22 protein-coding genes are annotated in these 19,173 nt (G+C 52.3%); 9 read left to right on the top strand and 13 right to left on the bottom strand.

Going from position 1 to position 19,173, the window contains the following annotated elements:
* Nucleotides 1-119 precede the first annotated feature (119 nt).
* On the top strand, nucleotides 120-965 hold the full coding sequence (gene sseA / locus FQ015_RS05155) for a 3-mercaptopyruvate sulfurtransferase (protein ID WP_160523792.1): 846 nt from the start codon (nucleotides 120-122) through the stop codon (nucleotides 963-965).
* A gap of 342 nt (nucleotides 966-1,307) precedes the next feature.
* Nucleotides 1,308-1,433 (top strand): small toxic inner membrane protein TimP, encoded by a 126-nt coding sequence (gene timP, locus FQ015_RS24515; protein ID WP_249417451.1) that lies wholly within the window; start codon nucleotides 1,308-1,310, stop codon nucleotides 1,431-1,433.
* Nucleotides 1,434-1,464: 31 nt separating this feature from the next.
* On the opposite strand, the gene sseB is transcribed toward timP, so the two are convergent.
* From sseB to trmJ, 11 genes are all read right to left on the bottom strand, one after another.
* Nucleotides 1,465-2,241: an enhanced serine sensitivity protein SseB gene (gene sseB / locus FQ015_RS05150; protein ID WP_160523791.1), complete on the bottom strand. Its 777-nt coding sequence runs from the start codon at nucleotides 2,239-2,241 to the stop codon at nucleotides 1,465-1,467.
* A 142-nt stretch (nucleotides 2,242-2,383) separates the two neighbouring features.
* On the bottom strand, nucleotides 2,384-3,667 hold the full coding sequence (gene pepB / locus FQ015_RS05145) for an aminopeptidase PepB (RefSeq protein ID WP_000133572.1): 1,284 nt from the start codon (nucleotides 3,665-3,667) through the stop codon (nucleotides 2,384-2,386).
* A 177-nt stretch (nucleotides 3,668-3,844) separates the two neighbouring features.
* Nucleotides 3,845-4,045, bottom strand: coding sequence for a Fe-S cluster assembly protein IscX (gene iscX / locus FQ015_RS05140; protein WP_000523616.1), 201 nt, complete (start codon nucleotides 4,043-4,045; stop codon nucleotides 3,845-3,847).
* An 11-nt stretch (nucleotides 4,046-4,056) separates the two neighbouring features.
* Nucleotides 4,057-4,392 (bottom strand): ISC system 2Fe-2S type ferredoxin, encoded by a 336-nt coding sequence (gene fdx / locus FQ015_RS05135; RefSeq protein ID WP_001124471.1) that lies wholly within the window; start codon nucleotides 4,390-4,392, stop codon nucleotides 4,057-4,059.
* Nucleotide 4,393: 1 nt separating this feature from the next.
* Nucleotides 4,394-6,244: a Fe-S protein assembly chaperone HscA gene (hscA, locus tag FQ015_RS05130; RefSeq protein WP_160523790.1), complete on the bottom strand. Its 1,851-nt coding sequence runs from the start codon at nucleotides 6,242-6,244 to the stop codon at nucleotides 4,394-4,396.
* Between the two features lie 16 nt (nucleotides 6,245-6,260).
* Nucleotides 6,261-6,776, bottom strand: a complete 516-nt coding sequence (gene hscB, locus FQ015_RS05125) for a co-chaperone HscB (RefSeq protein ID WP_000384413.1) — start codon at nucleotides 6,774-6,776, stop codon at nucleotides 6,261-6,263.
* A gap of 95 nt (nucleotides 6,777-6,871) precedes the next feature.
* Entirely contained in the window at nucleotides 6,872-7,195 is a 324-nt protein-coding gene (iscA, locus tag FQ015_RS05120; RefSeq protein WP_000028953.1) for an iron-sulfur cluster assembly protein IscA, read from the bottom strand.
* Nucleotides 7,196-7,211: 16 nt separating this feature from the next.
* Nucleotides 7,212-7,598 carry a Fe-S cluster assembly scaffold IscU gene (gene iscU, locus FQ015_RS05115; RefSeq protein WP_000331707.1) on the bottom strand — a complete coding sequence of 129 codons (387 nt, stop codon included), beginning with the start codon at nucleotides 7,596-7,598 and terminating at the stop codon, nucleotides 7,212-7,214.
* Nucleotides 7,599-7,625: 27 nt separating this feature from the next.
* Entirely contained in the window at nucleotides 7,626-8,840 is a 1,215-nt protein-coding gene (gene iscS / locus FQ015_RS05110; protein WP_001295373.1) for a cysteine desulfurase, read from the bottom strand.
* Nucleotides 8,841-8,955: 115 nt separating this feature from the next.
* Nucleotides 8,956-9,444, bottom strand: a complete 489-nt coding sequence (iscR, locus tag FQ015_RS05105) for a Fe-S cluster assembly transcriptional regulator IscR (protein WP_001241357.1) — start codon at nucleotides 9,442-9,444, stop codon at nucleotides 8,956-8,958.
* 268 nt (nucleotides 9,445-9,712) lie between these two features.
* Nucleotides 9,713-10,453: a tRNA (cytosine(32)/uridine(32)-2'-O)-methyltransferase TrmJ gene (gene trmJ / locus FQ015_RS05100; protein WP_000940023.1), complete on the bottom strand. Its 741-nt coding sequence runs from the start codon at nucleotides 10,451-10,453 to the stop codon at nucleotides 9,713-9,715.
* 118 nt (nucleotides 10,454-10,571) lie between these two features.
* Here trmJ and suhB point away from each other — a divergent pair, with 118 nt between their 5' ends.
* The 3 genes from suhB to csiE all read left to right on the top strand — a co-directional run bounded on the left by suhB (nucleotide 10,572) and on the right by csiE (nucleotide 13,845).
* Nucleotides 10,572-11,375: an inositol-1-monophosphatase gene (suhB, locus tag FQ015_RS05095; RefSeq protein WP_000553451.1), complete on the top strand. Its 804-nt coding sequence runs from the start codon at nucleotides 10,572-10,574 to the stop codon at nucleotides 11,373-11,375.
* A gap of 144 nt (nucleotides 11,376-11,519) precedes the next feature.
* Nucleotides 11,520-12,374 (top strand): alpha/beta hydrolase, encoded by an 855-nt coding sequence (locus FQ015_RS05090; RefSeq protein WP_024212144.1) that lies wholly within the window; start codon nucleotides 11,520-11,522, stop codon nucleotides 12,372-12,374.
* 190 nt (nucleotides 12,375-12,564) lie between these two features.
* Entirely contained in the window at nucleotides 12,565-13,845 is a 1,281-nt protein-coding gene (gene csiE / locus FQ015_RS05085) for a stationary phase inducible protein CsiE (RefSeq protein ID WP_160523789.1), read from the top strand.
* Here the strand turns inward: csiE and FQ015_RS05080 are convergent.
* Both FQ015_RS05080 and hcaR read right to left on the bottom strand, forming a co-directional pair.
* Nucleotides 13,837-14,976: a 3-phenylpropionate MFS transporter gene (locus tag FQ015_RS05080; protein WP_160523788.1), complete on the bottom strand. Its 1,140-nt coding sequence runs from the start codon at nucleotides 14,974-14,976 to the stop codon at nucleotides 13,837-13,839. The two genes, csiE and FQ015_RS05080, sit on opposite strands and share 9 nt — an antisense overlap.
* A gap of 160 nt (nucleotides 14,977-15,136) precedes the next feature.
* A complete protein-coding gene (gene hcaR, locus FQ015_RS05075; RefSeq protein WP_000423267.1) occupies nucleotides 15,137-16,027 on the bottom strand; it encodes a DNA-binding transcriptional regulator HcaR in 891 nt (296 codons plus the stop codon).
* A 135-nt stretch (nucleotides 16,028-16,162) separates the two neighbouring features.
* Here hcaR and hcaE point away from each other — a divergent pair, with 135 nt between their 5' ends.
* Genes hcaE through hcaB form a run of 4 tightly spaced genes read left to right on the top strand, consistent with a single transcriptional unit; the run spans nucleotide 16,163 to nucleotide 19,168 of the window.
* Nucleotides 16,163-17,524, top strand: a complete 1,362-nt coding sequence (hcaE, locus tag FQ015_RS05070; protein WP_000211172.1) for a 3-phenylpropionate/cinnamic acid dioxygenase subunit alpha — start codon at nucleotides 16,163-16,165, stop codon at nucleotides 17,522-17,524.
* Nucleotides 17,521-18,039 (top strand): 3-phenylpropionate/cinnamic acid dioxygenase subunit beta, encoded by a 519-nt coding sequence (hcaF, locus tag FQ015_RS05065; protein WP_001276084.1) that lies wholly within the window; start codon nucleotides 17,521-17,523, stop codon nucleotides 18,037-18,039. Before hcaE ends, hcaF begins: the two co-directional genes overlap by 4 nt.
* Nucleotides 18,039-18,359, top strand: a complete 321-nt coding sequence (locus tag FQ015_RS05060; RefSeq protein WP_001080102.1) for a bifunctional 3-phenylpropionate/cinnamic acid dioxygenase ferredoxin subunit — start codon at nucleotides 18,039-18,041, stop codon at nucleotides 18,357-18,359. The genes hcaF and FQ015_RS05060 overlap by 1 nt, the downstream gene beginning before the upstream one ends.
* Nucleotides 18,356-19,168: a 3-phenylpropionate-dihydrodiol/cinnamic acid-dihydrodiol dehydrogenase gene (gene hcaB, locus FQ015_RS05055; RefSeq protein ID WP_001281377.1), complete on the top strand. Its 813-nt coding sequence runs from the start codon at nucleotides 18,356-18,358 to the stop codon at nucleotides 19,166-19,168. The genes FQ015_RS05060 and hcaB overlap by 4 nt, the downstream gene beginning before the upstream one ends.
* The last annotated feature ends 5 nt before the right edge of the window (nucleotides 19,169-19,173 follow it).

Here is a 19,173-nt window from a genome sequence, read left to right as displayed (position 1 = left end):
CATGGAATCCGAATTTTAGTGAGAATTGTGGCTCAGACAGCCAAATCAGCCTCTTTTGCTTGTCGCTTTTCACTAAACATCCGACAATTTAGCCTAACCCGGCAAAAATGGAGATGCCTATGTCCACGACATGGTTTGTAGGAGCCGACTGGCTCGCCGAACATATTGATGACCCGGAAATTCAGATTATCGATGCCCGCATGGCACCGCCTGGACAGGAAGATCGTAACGTTGCCCAGGAGTATCTGAATGGACATATTCCCGGCGCAGTGTTTTTCGATATCGAAGCGCTTTCTGATCACAATTCCCCGCTTCCGCACATGCTGCCGCGCCCGGAAACGTTCGCCGTTGCAATGCGTGAGTTAGGCGTTAACCAGGATAAGCACCTGATTGTCTATGACGAAGGTAATCTTTTCTCAGCCCCACGTGCATGGTGGATGCTGCGCACCTTTGGTGTAGAGAAAGTGTCGATTCTGGGTGGTGGACTTGCAGGTTGGCAGCGTGATGATCTGCTATTAGAAGAAGGTGCAGTAGCGCTGCCAGAAGGTGAGTTTAACGCTGCGTTTAATCCTGAGGCTGTGGTGAAAGTAACCGATGTGTTATTGGCAAGCCATGAAAATACGGCGCAAATTATTGATGCCCGCCCGGCTGCACGTTTTAATGCAGAAGTTGATGAACCTCGCCCAGGTTTACGTCGCGGGCACATTCCCGGCGCGTTGAACGTTCCGTGGACAGAACTAGTACGAGAAGGCGAACTAAAAACGACCGATGAACTGGATGCGATATTTTTTGGTCGCGGTGTCAGCTACGACAAACCAATTATCGTCAGTTGCGGTTCTGGTGTAACGGCAGCCGTGGTTTTGTTAGCACTCGCGACGCTGGATGTGCCAAACGTGAAACTATACGACGGCGCATGGAGTGAATGGGGCGCACGGGCCGATTTACCGGTTGAGCCAGAGAAATAAGCTTTTTACAGGCAATAAAAAACCGCCAAATTTGGCGGTTTTTTATTGCTGGTCTGGTTCGCGGCCTTTCCAGCAGGTTGACTTGTGTTGCCGGAGCAACGCAGGCACCCCACAGTGTTGAAATACTCTCTTTTATGCCTGGCTAAGTCAAGATAATAAATAGAGTAATTATTCAAATATGAGAGTATTATTCGTGACGGCCCTTTTCGCCGTCTCGCAAACGGGCGCTGGCTTTAGGAAAGGATGTTCCATGACCGTAAATGCAGGCACCCCACAGCGCTTGCTATCGCGGCAATATCGCCAGTGGTGCTGTCGTGATGCGGTCTTCGCATGGACCGCACAATGAAGATACGGTGCTTTTGTATCGTACTTATTGTTTCTGGTGCGCTGTTAACCGAGGTAAATAATAACCGGAGTCTCTCCGGCGACAATTTACTGGTGGTTAACAACTTTCAGAGCAGCAAGTAAGCCCGAATGCCGCCCTTTGGGGCGGCATATTTTAGATTATCCGATTCTGTTTAAAGTCACGCAAAAAACCACCCCAGCGACGTTCATAGAATGGCGCAATATGTTCGGTAATAAAGTGGCTAATTCCTTTTTCCCCTTTTTTCACCTGACAAATATCGATGGGTTCATCGCCAGGTAATGTATCGGTCGCTACACTTCCCGCCGCCTGAATAATTTCTTCGATATCACCATCGGCTTCAATGCCAATAAGTAAATTAGGCTGTGCCTCTTCGTTCTCCTTAATTGAACAAATAAAAGCACGCTTCACCGGCTTAATGGTTTTAAATAAGGTGGTAAGTGAATCAATCATTTGCGCTGGCGGCTCTGCGACTTCCGATAATATCAGCGATTCACCGCCTTCCAGTACTTCCTGACTGCTCAGCGGATTTCCTTCTTCACCAATCAACAAACTGATTTCACGCGGCATAAACTCTTTACCGGTTGGCAATTTGGCATTAAGGAAGAGCGTTTCGCCAAGGGTCATCTCAAACAGTGTGCGAACGGGCATTACGACAAACGCCTGTTCGTCTTCAACCGCCTGTTGCAGTGCTTCTAACGAGGTGAAAAAAGGAATGACGCTGGTACCGTCTTCTTTTTCCCAGTGCTGTAAATCAAGCGCGCTATCTTCAGCCACTGCCTCGCCCTGCGCCGCCGTACCTGGTACCCAGACAGTGGATTCCAGTAGAGTACGGAAAAAGGCCGGGCGGTGCGCCGGTTCAGTTGCTGCTTTTTCCAGCAGCTCTTCAAGTTCGTTTTTTGTTTCGGACATAAGAACCACAATTCATTCAACGTTCGGGGCACAAGTGCCTGATGCGCTACGCTTATCAGGCCTACAAGGGAATCGCAATTTTTTGAATTCACAATACTTTGTAAGCCGGATAAGGCGTTTACGCCGCATCCGGCATATTAGTTTACGCCGTTAACAGATTAGCAATCGTGCGCACACCCAGCCCGGTCGCACCCGCAGACCACTGTTCAACCGGTGCTTTACGGTAAGTCGCCGAACAGTCGATATGCAGCCAACCTTGTTTATAGTTCTCAACAAAGTGCGACAGGAAGCCCGCCGCCGTACTTGCACCCGCCGGATACGCCGCGCTTCCGGTATTGTTCAGTTCCGCAAAGTTAGATGGCAGCTGGCTACGGTGGAACTCCGCCAGCGGCAGACGCCAGAACGGTTCGTTCTCCTGGGCGGCACTCTCCAGTAGGCGACCGGCCAACGCATCGTCAAAACTGAACAGCGCGTGATAATCATTACCCAGCGCGGTTTTCGCCGCACCGGTGAGTGTCGCGGCATCGATAATCAGTTCCGGTTTCTGCGCACTGGCGTCAATCAGGCCATCTGCCAGAACCAGACGCCCTTCCGCATCGGTGTTCATGACTTCGACTTTTTTACCGTTGCGATAGGTAATGATATCCCCCAGTTTGAACGCGTTGCCGCTAATCAGGTTATCCGCACAGCAGAGGAACAGCTTCACACGCTTGTTCAGACCGCGCGTAATGGCAAATGCCAGCGCCCCGGTAACCGTTGCCGCACCGCCCATGTCAGACTTCATTGAGTCCATAAACGCGGTCTGTTTGATGCTGTAGCCGCCGGAATCAAAGGTGATGCCTTTACCTACCAGGCACGCGTACACCGGCGCTTCTTTATCGCCAGTTGGGTTGTAATCCAGCGCCAGCAATACCGGGGAACGTTCTGAACCACGCCCGACAGTGTGCAGCCCCATATAACCTTGATCACGAAGATCTTCACCTTTGGTGATCCGGTAAGTCACACGATCGCCTGCGACGTTGCTGATCAGATCAACAGCACGCTGTGCCAGTTGCGATGGCCCCAGTTCTTCTGCTGGTGCGTTGATGGTGTCACGCACCCAGTCGATGATCATCAGGCGGTTATCCAGTTCCTGACGCTGGGCATCGTCCAGATCCGGCCACTCCACTTTGCGTGTGCCTTTCGGGGCTTTGTAACCTTGCCAGAATGCCCAGCAACGATCCGCATCCCAGCCTTCACCGCTTAGCTGAACATGCTTGATGCCCAGACCGTCAATCTTGCGCGCCGCACGCTGGATCAGCCCCAGATCGTCTGCCCCGTTCAAATGCAGGGTAATACCATCATTATTAATGCTGTAAGTCGCTTTTTCTCCCCAGCGCGCGTCGGCAGGTTGGGTCGAGAGGGTAATCTTCATCGCTTCTGTCATTTTAGTTATCCTTATTTGTAAAAGGGCCGCCAGTTGGCAGCCCCAGGATTTTTCCGCTAAATGATTCGCGTTGCAGGAAGGCGGCAAGTGAGTGAAGCCCCAGGAGCATAGATAACTATGTGACTGGGGTGAACGAGCGCAGCCAACGCATCTGCGGCGTGAAGCATGACGCGGAAATCACTCGGCTTCGTCCAGCCAGACTAATAAAATCGCTTCGAGGATTTTCTCGTTGGACGCCTGCGGGTCGTCGTCGAAATCTTCCAGATCGCAAATCCACTGATGCATATCGGTGAATCGAACCGTTTTCGGATCAAGATCGGGATATGCATCGTACAGTGCTTCGCCAATTTCGCGGCTATCGGTCCACTTAAGTCCCATACTAACCTCTGTTAATGCTCACGCGCATGGTTGATAGTGTAACGCGGAATTTCGACCACTAAATCTTCGTCGGTAACGCGCGCCTGGCAGCTTAAACGGCTTTCCGGCTCCAGCCCCCAGGCTTTGTCCAGCATGTCGTCTTCCTGCTCTGAGCTTTCCGGCAGCGAATCAAAACCTTCACGAACGATGCAGTGGCAGGTGGTGCAAGCACAGGATTTTTCACAGGCGTGTTCAATCTCGATGCCGTTACGCAGCGCAACGTCGAGAATGGTTTCACCGCTATTCGCTTCCAGAACAGCGCCATCAGGACAGAGATCCTGATGAGGCAAAATAACAATCTTTGGCATATTAAACCTCGTCCACGGAATGGCCCTTCAGCGCACGACGAACCGACTGGTCCATGCGGCGAGCGGCGAAATCCTGGGTTTGTTTGTCTACGTTTTTAATCGCTTGTTCGATGGCGTCAACATCATCGCCCTGCGCCACTTCACTCAGGTGAGCGGCAGCATCGTCAATGACCTGACGTTCTGCGGCGCTTAACAGCGCGGCATCAGCAGCCAGCGCGCCGTGCAAACTTTCCAGCACACGCGCCGCTTCTACTTTTTGTTCAGCCAGCATACGGGCTTTTACGTCCTGCTCGGCATAGCTCATTGAGTCTTTGATCATCGAAGCGATTTCACTGTCGGTCAGACCATAAGACGGTTTAACCTGAATAGACGCCTCAACGCCGGTGGATTTCTCCATCGCCGTCACGCTCAAAAGACCATCAGCATCGACCTGAAACGTTACGCGAATATGCGCGCCGCCAGCCGGTAGCGCCGGAATACCACGCAGCGCAAAACGTGCCAGCGAGCGGCAGTCCTGCACCAGCTCACGCTCACCCTGCATTACATGGATAGACATCGCCGTCTGACCATCTTTAAAGGTGGTGAAATCCTGGGCGCGCGCCACCGGAATTGTGGTGTTACGCGGGATCACTTTCTCCACCAGGCCACCCATGGTTTCGAGGCCCAGCGACAGCGGGATCACATCAAGTAACAGCATTTCGCTGTCCGGCTTGTTACCCACCAGAATATCCGCCTGAATCGCCGCGCCAATAGCGACGACTTTATCCGGGTCGATGGAAGTCAGCGGTGGACGACCGAAAAATTCGCCCACTCGTTCACGCACCAGCGGCACGCGGGTAGAACCACCAACCATAACCACTTCCAGCACTTCATCAGCTTCTACGCCCGCGTCTTTCAGCGCACGACGACAAGCCAGTAAGGTTCGTTTTACCAATGGCGCGATCAATTTATTGAATTGTTCACGGCTGATTTCACCCTGCCAGCCCGCAACATTCACGGTCACAGAGTCCGCATCGCTCAGCGCGATTTTGGCCGCAATGGCGGCATCCAGCAGTTCACGCTGAACGCGGTTATCGCTACGGTCAGGAATGCCCGCCTGTTCGCGAATGTAATCTGCTAACAGATGGTCAAAGTCATCGCCGCCGAGCGCGGAATCACCGCCGGTCGCCAGCACTTCGAACACGCCGCGACTTAAGCGCAGAATGGAAATATCAAACGTCCCGCCACCGAGGTCATAAACAGCGATCACGCCTTCCTGACCGGAGTCCAGTCCGTAGGCGATAGCCGCAGCGGTCGGTTCGTTAAGTAAGCGCAGAACATGTAGCCCCGCCAGACGCGCCGCGTCTTTGGTGCCCTGACGCTGGGCATCGTCAAAGTACGCCGGAACGGTGATAACGACACCATCCAAGTCGCCTGCCAGGGCTTCAGTTGCCCGCGCCGCCAGTGCTTTGAGGATGTCCGCAGAAACACGCACCGGGTTCAGCAGCCCCGCCGCCGTTTCAATCATCGGCAAGCCGTTTTCGCTGGCCTGGAATTGATAAGGCAAATGCGGGTAGCGTTGCTGGATATCAGCCAGCGAGCGCCCCATCAGGCGTTTAACAGAACTAATGGTGTTGGCGGTGTCGAGCGCTGCGTTAGTACGCGCGTCATAACCCACCGAATGCCCCTGCTGTTGATAGTGAACAACAGAGGGCAGCAGGTGACGGCCTTCATGGTCGGCTAACGTTTCGGCCTGACCGCTGCGTACTGTCGCCACCAGCGAGTTGGTTGTGCCCAGGTCAATACCGGCCGCCAGACGACGCTGATGCGGCGCAGCACTCAAACCAGGTTCACTAATTTGTAATAAGGCCATGTTTAGCTTCCAGAAATTAAAAATCGAGCAGTTTTTCTTCGAGTTGTTCGGCACTGCTTCGCAGTTTATCGAGAAAACGCAGCTTACGCACGGTATCCGCCGCCGCGTCCCACGTCTCGTTGTCTAACTGTTCAACCATCAACTGATGGCGGGTATCAAACATCTTTTTCACACGTTTGATAAAGCTTTCCAGCCGTGCTTCATCTTTCGCCTGTTCGATCTCGTCCAGTTCTTCGCGCAGCTCCAGCTGTTCCATCAGGAACGCGGTGTCGCGCACAGTATGCTGCTCGCTGGCGAGATCAAAACCGTGCAAAGAAAGTAAATATTCCGCGCGCATTAACGGATGACGCAGCGTTTGCCAGGCCTGGTTAATGGTTGCAGATTGCTGTACGGCGGCGAGTTGTTCCGCCTGGCTTCCGCTGGCGAATTTATCAGGATGATACTGACGTTGTAGATCCTGAAAACGCAGGCTCAGTGCCTGGGTATCGAGTTGATAACGGGCAGGCAAGCCAAAGAGGGTGAAGTAATCCATAACATTCTCAGGGCTGCGATCCGCCGCAATAACGACGAATCAGGTAAAACAAACCCCACGCGCAGCTGACCACGGTGGGGTTATCGGTATGCGCATCAAACGTGGAAGCTTTCGCCGCAACCACACTCATCTTTGACGTTCGGGTTGGTAAATTTAAACCCTTCGTTCAGGCCTTCTTTTACGAAATCCAGTTGCGTACCGTCCAGAAATTGCAGGCTTTTGCCATCGACCACGACTTTCACGCCTTTGTCTTCAAACACGATGTCTTCCGGCGTCGGTTCGTCAACAAATTCCAGTACATAAGCCATACCTGAACATCCGGAGGTTCTCACACCCAGACGCAGGCCAAACCCTTTGCCGCGGTTAGCCAGAAAGGTATTTACTCGCGCTGCTGCACTGTCGCTCAGTGTAATCGACATAACCAAACCTCAACTCTTATTTTGCTTCACGTTTGCTTTTATAGTCCGCAATGGCGGCTTTGATCGCGTCTTCTGCCAGAATAGAACAGTGAATTTTCACCGGCGGCAGTTCAAGTTCTTCAGCAATATCGGTGTTTTTGATCGCCTGTGCTTCGTCGAGAGACTTCCCTTTCACCCATTCGGTGACCAGGGAGCTGGAAGCGATAGCGGAACCGCAGCCGTAAGTTTTAAAACGCGCGTCTTCAATGATACCTTCATCGTTGACTTTAATCTGCAACTTCATCACGTCGCCACAGGCCGGTGCACCCACCATGCCGCTGCCCACGTTCTCGTCGTTGTTGTCGAAGGAACCCACGTTACGCGGATTCTCGTAATGATCGATAACTTTTTCGCTGTAAGCCATTATAAATTCTCCTGATTCCGATACCGATTAATGATGTGCCCATTCGATGCTGTTCAGATCCACGCCCTGCTTGTACATTTCCCACAGCGGAGAAAGGTCACGCAGACGACCGATGGATTTACGAACTAACTCGATGGTGTAGTCGATCTCTTCTTCAGTAGTAAAACGACCTAAAGAGAAACGGATAGAGCTATGTGCCAGCTCATCGTTCAGCCCCAGCGCGCGCAGCACGTAGGACGGTTCGAGGCTTGCTGACGTACAGGCAGAACCGGAAGAAACCGCAAGGTCTTTCAGCGCCATAATCAGCGACTCACCTTCAACGTAATTAAAGCTGACGTTGAGAATGTTCGGCGCACCGTGTTCCAGGTCACCGTTCAGGTAAACTTCTTCGATATCTTTGATGCCGTTCCACAGACGGTTACGCAGGCCGCGCAAACGTTCCATCTCGGTCGCCATCTCTTCTTTTGCGATGCGATAGGCTTCGCCCATCCCGACGATCTGGTGAACAGGCAGAGTACCGGAACGCATACCGCGCTCGTGACCGCCGCCGTGCATTTGTGCTTCGATACGTACGCGCGGTTTACGACGCACATACAGCGCACCGATACCTTTCGGGCCGTAGATTTTGTGACCGGAGAAAGACATCAGGTCAACTTTCAACTGGCTCAGGTCGATAGGCAGTTTGCCCACGCTCTGGGTTGCATCAACGTGATAGATAATGCCACGAGCACGGCACATTTCACCGATAGCCGCGATATCCTGCACCACGCCGATTTCGTTATTTACGTGCATGATGGAAACAAGGATGGTGTCATCACGCATCGCTGCTTCGAGTTCTTTCAGGTCGATAATACCGTTACGCTGCGGTGCCAGGTAAGTGACTTCAAAACCTTCGCGCTCCAGCTGACGGCAGGTATCCAGTACCGCTTTGTGTTCGGTTTTGCTGGTGATGATGTGCTTGCCTTTTTTCTGATAAAAGTTAGCAGCGCCTTTGATCGCCAGGTTGTCAGATTCGGTAGCACCAGAGGTAAAGACAATTTCACGCGGATCAGCGCCAACCAGATCGGCAATCTGATTACGAGCGATATCTACCGCTTCTTCAGCCTGCCAGCCGAAACGGTGAGAACGGGAGGCCGGGTTACCAAAGGTTCCGTCCATCGTCATAAACTGCATCATTTTCTCGGCAACACGCGGGTCCACCGGCGTGGTTGCGGAGTAGTCGAGATAAATCGGTAATTTCATTGCTCTATAAACTCCGTACATCACTCAATGCAAGGAACCAGGCTACCGGCTGGATGTACGACCGTGTTTACGGAGCGCGAGACGCCCCGGCCTGATTCTGAATACTTTTTATCTTTTATGCGCGTAACTTAACGTCGATTGCGTCTTGTGTGCGGGTGCGTGGCGCGTCGTGAGTATGCTGACGACCAGATACATCCAGCACTTCCTGGTTATTAACCAGTTCGCCTAAAGTAATGTTGTTGAGAAAACCGGTGAGGCGGTCGCTCAAATCACGCCACAGCGCATGGGTCAGGCATTTATCGCCCCCCTGGCAGCCGCCTTTACCCTGACAACGGGTGGCATCTACAGATTCGTCAACGGCGCTAATCACTTCGCCAACGGCGATGCTGCTGGCATCTTTGCCTAACAGATAACCACCGCCTGGTCCGCGTACGCTGGAAACCAGACCATTTTTACGCAGACGGGAAAACAGTTGTTCCAGATAAGAAAGGGAAATTCCCTGACGTTCGGAAATATCAGCCAACGGTACCGGGCCCGCTTCAGAGTTGAGCGCAACGTCAAGCATTGCGGTCACGGCATAGCGCCCTTTAGATGTCAGTCTCATGTCTTACTTCACCTCAAACTCGCCCCTGCCCGGGGTTTTTTATTGTAAAAGTGGGGGTATTGCATAGCAGGGTCAAGTCTGACATTCCCGAGTAAATTGGTCAACTATTCACTTGACTGATTTAGTCGGGTATTTAACCTTCAGTGCCATTTTTTATCGTGGCGTTTGTACCTGTTGTCGGGTGCGGCGTAAACACTTTATCCGACCAGGGGTTCAGTACAATGTAGGCCTGACAAGACGCGTTAAGCGCCGCATCAGGCAACCTCGGTTATTCGGCCTTGTTACCTTTATTCTGCTGCTCAATAGAAGCCAGAATCCCGCGCAGGATATTCAACTCCTGGCTTTCCGGGCGCGCACGGGTAAACAGACGACGCAGCTTATTCATCACCTGCCCCGGATGGTTTTCACGGATAAAGCCGGTTGCCAGCAGCGTTTGTTCAAGATGACCGTAAAAACGTTCCAGATCATCGACCAGCGGATACGGCGTCTCGTCATGTTCAACCTGCTCGCTGTTCTCCTGAGTCGCCAGCCAGGCCATGCGCACTTCATAGGCAATAACCTGAACAGCCATCGCCAGGTTAAGCGAACTGTATTCCGGGTTAGCGGCAATGGCGACATGATAATGGCACTTTTGCAACTCTTCATTGGTCAAGCCGACACGCTCACGACCAAAAACCAGTGCCACCGGCGTATTTGCCGCTTCAGCGACGCTTTTCAAACCGCATTCGCGCGGGTCGAGCATCGGCCACGGCAGCGTGCGGGAACGTGCGCTGGTGCCAACCACCAGGCTACAACCGGCTAACGCTTCGTCGAGCGTATCGACAATGTGAGCATTACCAATCACATCGCTGGCCCCTGCTGCCAGAGCAATCGCCTGGGAGTCAGGTTTCACCAATGGATTAACCAGCCACAGATTGGTTAAGCCCATTGTTTTCATGGCACGGGCAACAGAACCCATATTGCCGGTGTGTGACGTCTCCACCAGCACAATTCGAATATTTTGCAGCATTGTCTTTCTTCGTCTAAAGATTATTTGCGCATCTTATCATAAAACGAAGACAGATGCCGATCTCGCTGCTATACTCTGCGCCGTTTTCCCGTTCTTTAACATCCAGTGAGAGAGACCGATGCATCCGATGCTGAACATCGCCGTGCGCGCAGCGCGCAAGGCGGGTAATTTAATTGCCAAAAACTATGAAACCCCGGACGCTGTAGAAGCGAGCCAGAAAGGCAGTAACGATTTCGTGACCAACGTAGATAAAGCTGCCGAAGCGGTGATTATCGACACGATTCGTAAATCTTACCCACAGCACACCATCATCACCGAAGAAAGCGGTGAACTTGAAGGTACCGATCAGGATGTTCAATGGGTTATCGATCCACTGGATGGCACTACCAACTTTATCAAACGCCTGCCGCACTTCGCGGTATCTATTGCCGTTCGTATCAAAGGCCGCACTGAAGTTGCTGTGGTTTATGATCCTATGCGTAACGAACTGTTCACCGCCACTCGCGGTCAGGGCGCACAGCTGAACGGCTACCGTCTGCGCGGCAGCACAGCTCGCGATCTCGACGGTACTATTCTGGCGACCGGCTTCCCGTTCAAAGCAAAACAGTACGCTACCACTTACATCAACATCGTCGGCAAACTGTTCAACGAATGTGCAGACTTCCGTCGTACTGGTTCTGCGGCGCTGGATCTGGCTTACGTTGCCGCAGGTCGTGTTGACGGTTTCTTTGAAATCGGTCTGCGTCCGTGGGATTTCGCCGCAGGTGAGCTGCTGGTTCGTGAAGCGGGCGGCATCGTCAGCGACTTCACCGGTGGTCATAACTACATGCTGACCGGTAACATCGTTGCCGGTAACCCGCGCGTTGTTAAAGCCATGCTGGCGAACATGCGTGACGAGTTAAGCGACGCTCTGAAGCGTTAATTTCTCTGGCGGGTGATTTCTCTCACCCGCCCTCGCCTTTCAGGCGCTATTCCGAAATGCTTCCGCTCTGCTTTACTTTCTTTCGTCACTCTCCCACCATCTTTCCCCGATTAATGGATGATAAAGAAGTCGCAAGGAAAGGTTATGGCACTGCCAGTGAACACACGCGTTCTCAAAATTCTGTTTATTCTCTTTGTTGTTGCCTTCTGCGTTTATTTAGTGCCGCGCGTTGCCATCAACTTCTTCTATTATCCCGACGACAAAATTTACGGTCCCGACCCCTGGTCGGCGGAATCCGTCGAATTTACAGCTAAGGACGGTACTCGTTTGCAAGGCTGGTTTATCCCTTCTTCGACAGGCCCCGCTGACAACGCCATCGCAACCATCATTCATGCTCACGGCAATGCCGGAAATATGTCCGCCCACTGGCCGCTGGTCAGTTGGTTACCCGAGCGTAATTTCAACGTTTTTATGTTTGATTATCGCGGGTTTGGTAAATCAAAAGGCACGCCGTCTCAGGCCGGATTGTTGGACGATACGCTAAGTGCCATCAATGTGGTGCGCCATCGCAGTGATGTAAACCCACAACGACTGGTGCTGTTCGGGCAGAGTATTGGCGGGGCGAATATTCTTGATGTCGTTGGTCAGGGTGATCGTGAGGGCATACGTGCAGTGATCCTCGACTCCACATTTGCCTCTTATGCAACCATCGCCAACCAGATGATCCCCGGCAGTGGCTACTTACTTGATGAGAGTTACAGCGGCGAAAATTACATCGCCAGCGTCAGCCCGATCCCAGTTTTACTCATTCACGGTAAGGCCGATCACGTTATCCCATGGCAGCACAGCCAAAAGTTGTATGATCTGGCAAAAGAGCCAAAACGTTTAATCTTAATCCCTGACGGCGAACACATTGATGCTTTTTCCGATCGTCACGGTGATGTTTATCGCGAACAAATAGTGGATTTTATCCTTAGCACGTTGAATCCGCACAACTAACCCATGATCGCTAGCGCGATAATCATTCACAAATCCACCTTTAGACGAGCTAATCCACTGGTCAGAACAGTTTAAGATGAGAAAAATTCTGTGACGCTTGCCAACATTTCTGATGATTAGCATTCTCTTCGCCATTTCCCTGGGCAAACTTTAGCTATTCTTATCAATTATGCTTATGGGAGATCTACAGATGATGCCTACGCTTGCTTCACCATCTGTCCTTTCGGCTCCCCAGCGCCGCTGCCAGATCTTGCTGACACTCTTTCAGCCGGGGTTGACCGCCACCACGGCAACCTTCAGCAAGCTTAATGGTGTGGATGATGATATTGCCAGTCTTGATATCAGCGAAACAGGACGGGAGATCCTGCGCTATCATCAACTCACACTGACTACTGGTTATGACGGTAGCTATCGGGTTGAAGGCACAGTGCTTAACCAACGTTTGTGTTTATTTCATTGGCTACGACGTGGTTTCCGTCTGTGTCCGTCATTTATTACCAGCCAATTCACACCTGCTCTGAAGAGTGAACTAAAGCGGCGCGGAATTTCGCGTAACTTTTACGACGATACCAATCTACAAGCGTTAGTGAATCTCTGCTCTCGGCGGCTACAAAAACGCTTTGAATCGCGCGATATTCATTTCCTGTGTCTGTATCTGCAATATTGCTTGCTGCAACACCACGCTGGCATTACGCCTCAGTTTAATCCGCTCCAACGTCGCTGGGCAGAATCCTGCCTGGAATTTCAGGTAGCGCAGGAAATTGGACGCCACTGGCAGCGTCGGGCGCTCCAGCCTGTACCGCCTGATGAGCCACTATTTATGGCATTACTTTTTTCCATGTTGCGAGTTCCCGATCCAATTCGGGATGCGCATCAGCGGGACAGACAATTGCGTCAGTCTATCAAACGTCTGGTAAACCATTTTCGTGAGCTGGGAAATGTTCGTTTTTATGATGAACAGGGGTTATGCGATCAGCTTTATACTCACCTCGCCCAGGCGTTAAATCGCAGTTTGTTTGCCATCGGTATTGATAACACCCTGCCAGAAGAGTTCTCCAGACTGTACCCACGCCTGGTGCGCACCACCCGCGCGGCGCTGACCGGATTTGAAAGTGAATACAGCGTCCATCTTTCTGATGAGGAAAGCGGTCTGGTCGCGGTAATTTTCGGTGCCTGGCTAATGCAGGAAAACGACCTGCATGAAAAACAGATTATTCTACTGACCGGGAATGATAGCGAGCGTGAATCGCAGATTGAGCAGCAGTTACGTGAACTAACGTTACTGCCGCTCAACATTAAGCATATGTCGGTAAAAGCATTTTTGCAGAGAGGTGCTCCACGCGGCGCGGCACTGATTATTGCGCCTTACACCACGCCGTTACCGCTCTTTTCACCACCGCTGATCTACACAGATCTGACGCTGACAACACACCAACAGGAGCAGATCCGCAAAATGCTCGAATCAGCATGAGGGAACAACTTTCGGGCGCAAGAACATTGCCGGAAGCGCCACCAGCGCCATCACCCAGAACACGCCGTGGCCCAGATATTGATACAGGTAACCGGCGAAGACGGTCATGATGGCGATACTACCGCCCATTGCAACGGCAGAGTAAACCGCCTGCAAACGAATGACTTCGCTACCCTGGCGGGCGGCAATATAACGCATGGCCGCCAGGTGGCAGACCGTGAAGGTGCCGCAATGCAGAATTTGCACTACTATCAACCACGGCAACGCCGTCGTTGCTCCCATAATTCCCCAGCGCATTACGCCGCTAATCGCCGAGATCAGCAGCATATCGCGTGCACTACAACGGCGGAAAAGTTTATTACTCAGCGCAAAAATAATGACTTCTGCCACCACGCCCAGCGACCACAAATAGCCCACCGCTGAAGCAGAATACCCAGCTGCCTGCCAGTAAATAGCGCTAAAACCGTAATAGGCTGCATGCGCTCCCTGTAATAAACAAACGCAGGCCAGAAAGCGCCAGTTCTGGCGGACCAGTGTCAGCCAGGCTGGCCCTCCCGTGCTCTCCTGCTGACGGCTAGCCCCTTGTGGCTGAATCGTTGGACGAATGAGAAATCCGAGCAGCATGGACGCCACGCCCAACGTCAACAGCGCGAGGATCACCCGATAATCCAACATACTGACCAGTTTACCTGTCAGCGCCGAGCCAATGACAAACGCCACCGAGCCCCACAGTCGCACTTTGCCGTAATCAAGCGGGAACTGTTTTTGCCATGTATTCGCCAGTGCATCGGTCAACGGTACCAGCGGTGAGAAAAAGAGGTTAAAGCCAATCATCACCACCATCAACCACGCTACATGCGCCCCCGCCCAGAAGGCGACAGCAAAGAGAAGTGTCAGCAGTGCCAGTACGCGCAAGGCGGAAATCAGGCGGGAAGGATCGCTAACGCGGGGCGCGATGATCAAACTCCCGAGAAAACGGGCAACCAGACCAGCCCCCAATAACAGGCCGATAGTTTCTGGCGTTAAGCCAATCCCCTTAAGCCAGACGCTCCAGAAAGGTAGAAAAATGCCGTAACTAAAAAAGTATGTGAAATAACCGAGCGCCAACCAGCGCGTGGATTGCAAAACCATGAGTCCCTCCCGTCAGGAGGCGTTAGTCTGGGGTTAATCGAATGTTGGTGCAAGTTGAAAAATAAGAATATTCGAGCCTGCTTCCCGATGTCTGTAACGCCTGTTCGCAAGCACTAAAAAAGCTGCGCCCCACAACGCACCTTGCAAAATTATTGCGTATTTATGCCGTTACGCTTGCCAAACGTTCCTGCACAATGGCGATGAAATCGCGTAATGCCGGTTTCATTTCGCCTTTCTTCCACGCCATTAGTAGGGCAATGGAAGGCACATTTCCGGCAATTGGCCGAAATACCACCTGCCCGGTATTAAAATTATTCATATAACCGGGTATCAAAGTTACGCCAAGCCCCATCCCCACCAAATTCATCGTTACCAGAATATTGGTTGCCACCTGGACGATATTCGGCTGGCTGTTTTCTTGCGCAAACCACTCCTTAACGATCGGCGCAAGCGAACCGGAATACGCCGGATCGGTACTAACGAAATTCACGCCATCCAGCTGCGCGGCGGTGATCTCTTTTTCTTGTGCTAAAGGATGATCAACCGGCAACACCACCACTAATGGTTCGTCAAAAAGTTCCAGATAATCAATCTCCGGGCTATAAACAGGATGGCGCATTAAGCCGACATCCAGTTCACCACGGCGAATTTTTTCTTCCTGTTCCGTGGTAATTAAACTCACCAATTCGATCAAAGTTTCTGGCTGTTTCAGTCGGAACATGGGCAATACTTTTGGCAGTAAATTCACTTCCGCCGATGGCACAAAACCGATGATTAAATGCTTATCTTCCTGAACAATTTTCCGCGCCCGTTGTTTGGCCTTTTCCGCTTGTTCCAGGATTGCCTGCGCGTCCTGGAGAAAACATTCTCCCGCCGCCGTCAACGCGACTTTACGTTTATCACGTACCAGTAGCGGAACACCAACACAGTTTTCGAGATCGCGGATCTGGCTGCTTAACGAAGGCTGTGAGGTATGCAGTTTTTCCGCCGCACGGGTAAAGTTCAGTGCCTGCGCCACTGCGACGAAATAGCGTAAATGCCGTAGTTCCATCACCTTCCCCTTGTTATCGAAAAAACGTCTCAGTTGGTAGAAATTAACTATTTCACATATCAGCAACCAACCAGCAACATCCTTATGGCACAAAAATAGAAGGTCAATACATCTTATCTTTCAGGATTAAAAAATATGACCACACCCTCAGATTTGAACATTTACCAACTGATTGACACCCAAAACGGTCGGGTTACTCCGCGTATTTATACCGACCCGGATATTTACCAACTGGAGCTTGAGCGCATTTTCGGTCGTTGCTGGCTGTTTCTCGCTCATGAAAGCCAGATCCCTAAACCCGGTGATTTTTTTAACACCTACATGGGAGAAGATGCGGTTGTCGTGGTGCGCCAGAAAGACGGCAGCATCAAGGCGTTTCTCAACCAATGCCGCCACCGGGCCATGCGTGTGAGTTATGCCGATTGCGGCAACACTCGCGCCTTTACCTGCCCGTATCATGGCTGGTCTTATGGTATTAACGGCGAGTTGATTGATGTACCGCTGGAACCTCGCGCCTACCCACAAGGGTTGTGTAAATCCCACTGGGGGCTAAACGAAGTCCCTTGTGTGGAGAGTTATAAAGGGCTGATTTTTGGCAACTGGGATACCTCCGCGCCGGGCCTGCGTGATTACCTGGGTGACATTGCCTGGTATCTGGATGGCATGCTGGATCGTCGCGAAGGCGGTACCGAAATTGTCGGCGGCGTACAGAAGTGGGTGATCAACTGCAACTGGAAATTCCCGGCAGAGCAGTTCGCCAGTGACCAGTATCACGCCCTGTTCAGCCATGCTTCTGCCGTACAGGTATTAGGAGCGAAAGATGATGGCAGCGATAAGCGTCTCGGCGATGGACAAACCGCCCGCCCGGTATGGGAAACCGCTAAAGATGCCCTACAATTCGGTCAGGACGGACACGGTAGCGGTTTCTTCTTTACCGAAAAGCCAGACGCCAATGTCTGGGTCGATGGTGCAGTTTCCAGCTATTACCGCGAAACCTACGCCGAAGCAGAACAGCGTTTAGGCGAAGTTCGCGCCCTGCGCCTGGCGGGTCATAACAATATTTTCCCCACGCTTTCCTGGCTCAACGGCACTGCCACACTCCGCGTCTGGCATCCGCGCGGCCCTGATCAAGTTGAAGTGTGGGCGTTCTGTATTACTGACAAAGCCGCCTCTGATGAGGTTAAAGCCGCTTTTGAAAACAGCGCCACCCGCGCTTTTGGTCCTGCTGGTTTTCTTGAGCAGGATGACTCGGAGAACTGGTGTGAAATTCAGAAATTGCTGAAAGGCCACCGCGCCCGCAACAGTAAACTTTGTCTGGAAATGGGGCTTGGTCAGGAAAAACGTCGCGACGACGGCATTCCAGGCATTACAAACTATATCTTCTCAGAAACGGCCGCCCGTGGAATGTATCAACGCTGGGCCGATCTCCTGAGCAGCGAAAGCTGGCAGGAAGTGCTCGATAAAACCGCCGCATACCAGCAGGAGGTGATGAAATGAGTGCGCAGGTTTCACTGGAGTTACATCACCGCATTAGCCAGTTTCTCTATCACGAAGCCAGTCTGCTGGATGACTGGAAATTTCGTGACTGGCTGGCGCAGCTCGACAAAGAGATTCGTTACACCATGCGCACCACGGTTAACGCGCAAACGCGTGACCGCCGCAAAGGCGTTCAGCCACCGACAACCTGGATTTTTAATGACACCAAAGACCAGCTGGAGCGGCGAATCGCGCGTCTGGAAACGGGCATGGCCTGGGCGGAAGAGCCGCCGTCGCGCACCCGTCACTTAATCAGCAACTGCCAGGTAAGCGAAACCGACACCCCAGACGTGTTTGCTGTGCGGGTAAATTATCTGCTTTATCGGGCACAAAAAGAGCGCGATGAAACGTTCTATGTCGGGACTCGTTTTGACAAAGTTCGTCGTCTGGAAGATGGCAACTGGCGCTTGCTGGAACGGGATATCGTCCTGGACCAAGCGGTGATCACGTCCCATAACCTGAGTGTACTGTTCTGATGAATCGAATTTATGCGTGTCCCGTTGCGGATGTGCCGGAGGGTGAGGCTCTCCGGATCGATACCTCGCCTGTCATCGCCCTGTTCAACGTTGGCGGCGAGTTTTATGCCATTAACGATCGTTGCAGTCATGGTAATGCGTCGATGTCAGAAGGGTATCTGGAAGATGATGCTACGGTAGAGTGCCCACTGCACGCTGCCAGTTTTTGCCTGAAAACGGGGAAAGCGTTATGCCTGCCCGCCACCGATCCGCTAACCACTTATCCAGTACACGTTGAAGGTGGTGATATCTTCATCGACTTACCGGAGGCGCAGCCATGAGCGATCTGCATAACGAGTCCATCTTTATTACAGGTGGCGGATCGGGATTAGGACTGGCACTGGTCGAGCGATTTATCGAAGAAGGTGCGCAGGTTGCCACGCTGGAACTGTCGGCGGCAAAAGTCGCCAGTCTGCGTCAGCGATTTGGCGAACATATTCTGGCGGTGGAAGGTAACGTGACCTGCTATGCCGATTATCAACGCGCGGTCGATCAGATCCTGACTCGTTCTGGCAAGCTGGATTGTTTTATCGGCAATGCGGGCATCTGGGATCACAATGCCTCACTGGTTAATACTCCCGCAGAGACGCTCGAAACCGGCTTCCACGAGCTGTTTAACGTCAACGTACTCGGTTACCTGCTGGGCGCAAAAGCCTGCGCTCCGGCGTTAATCGCCAGTGAAGGCAGCATGATTTTCACACTGTCAAATGCCGCCTGGTATCCCGGCGGCGGTGGCCCGCTGTACACCGCCAGTAAACATGCCGCAACCGGACTTATTCGCCAACTGGCTTATGAACTGGCACCGAAAGTGCGGGTGAATGGCGTCGGCCCGTGTGGTATGGCCAGCGACCTGCGCGGCCCACAGGCGCTCGGGCAAAGTGAAACCTCGATAATGCAGTCTCTGACGCCGGAGAAAATTGCCGCCATATTACCGCTGCAATTTTTCCCGCAACCGGCGGATTTTACGGGTCCGTATGTGATGTTGGCATCGCGGCGCAATAATCGCGCATTAAGCGGTGTGATGATCAACGCTGATGCGGGTTTAGCGATTCGCGGCATTCGCCACGTAGCGGCTGGGCTGGATCTTTAAGGAAG

The sequence above is a fragment of the Escherichia sp. HH26CH genome (assembly GCF_009820205.1).
In the GTDB taxonomy this organism is placed as follows: domain Bacteria; phylum Pseudomonadota; class Gammaproteobacteria; order Enterobacterales; family Enterobacteriaceae; genus Escherichia; species Escherichia coli_F.
The sequence above is the reverse complement of the archived record's forward strand: the minus strand, read 5'-3'. Positions and strand labels throughout refer to the sequence as shown.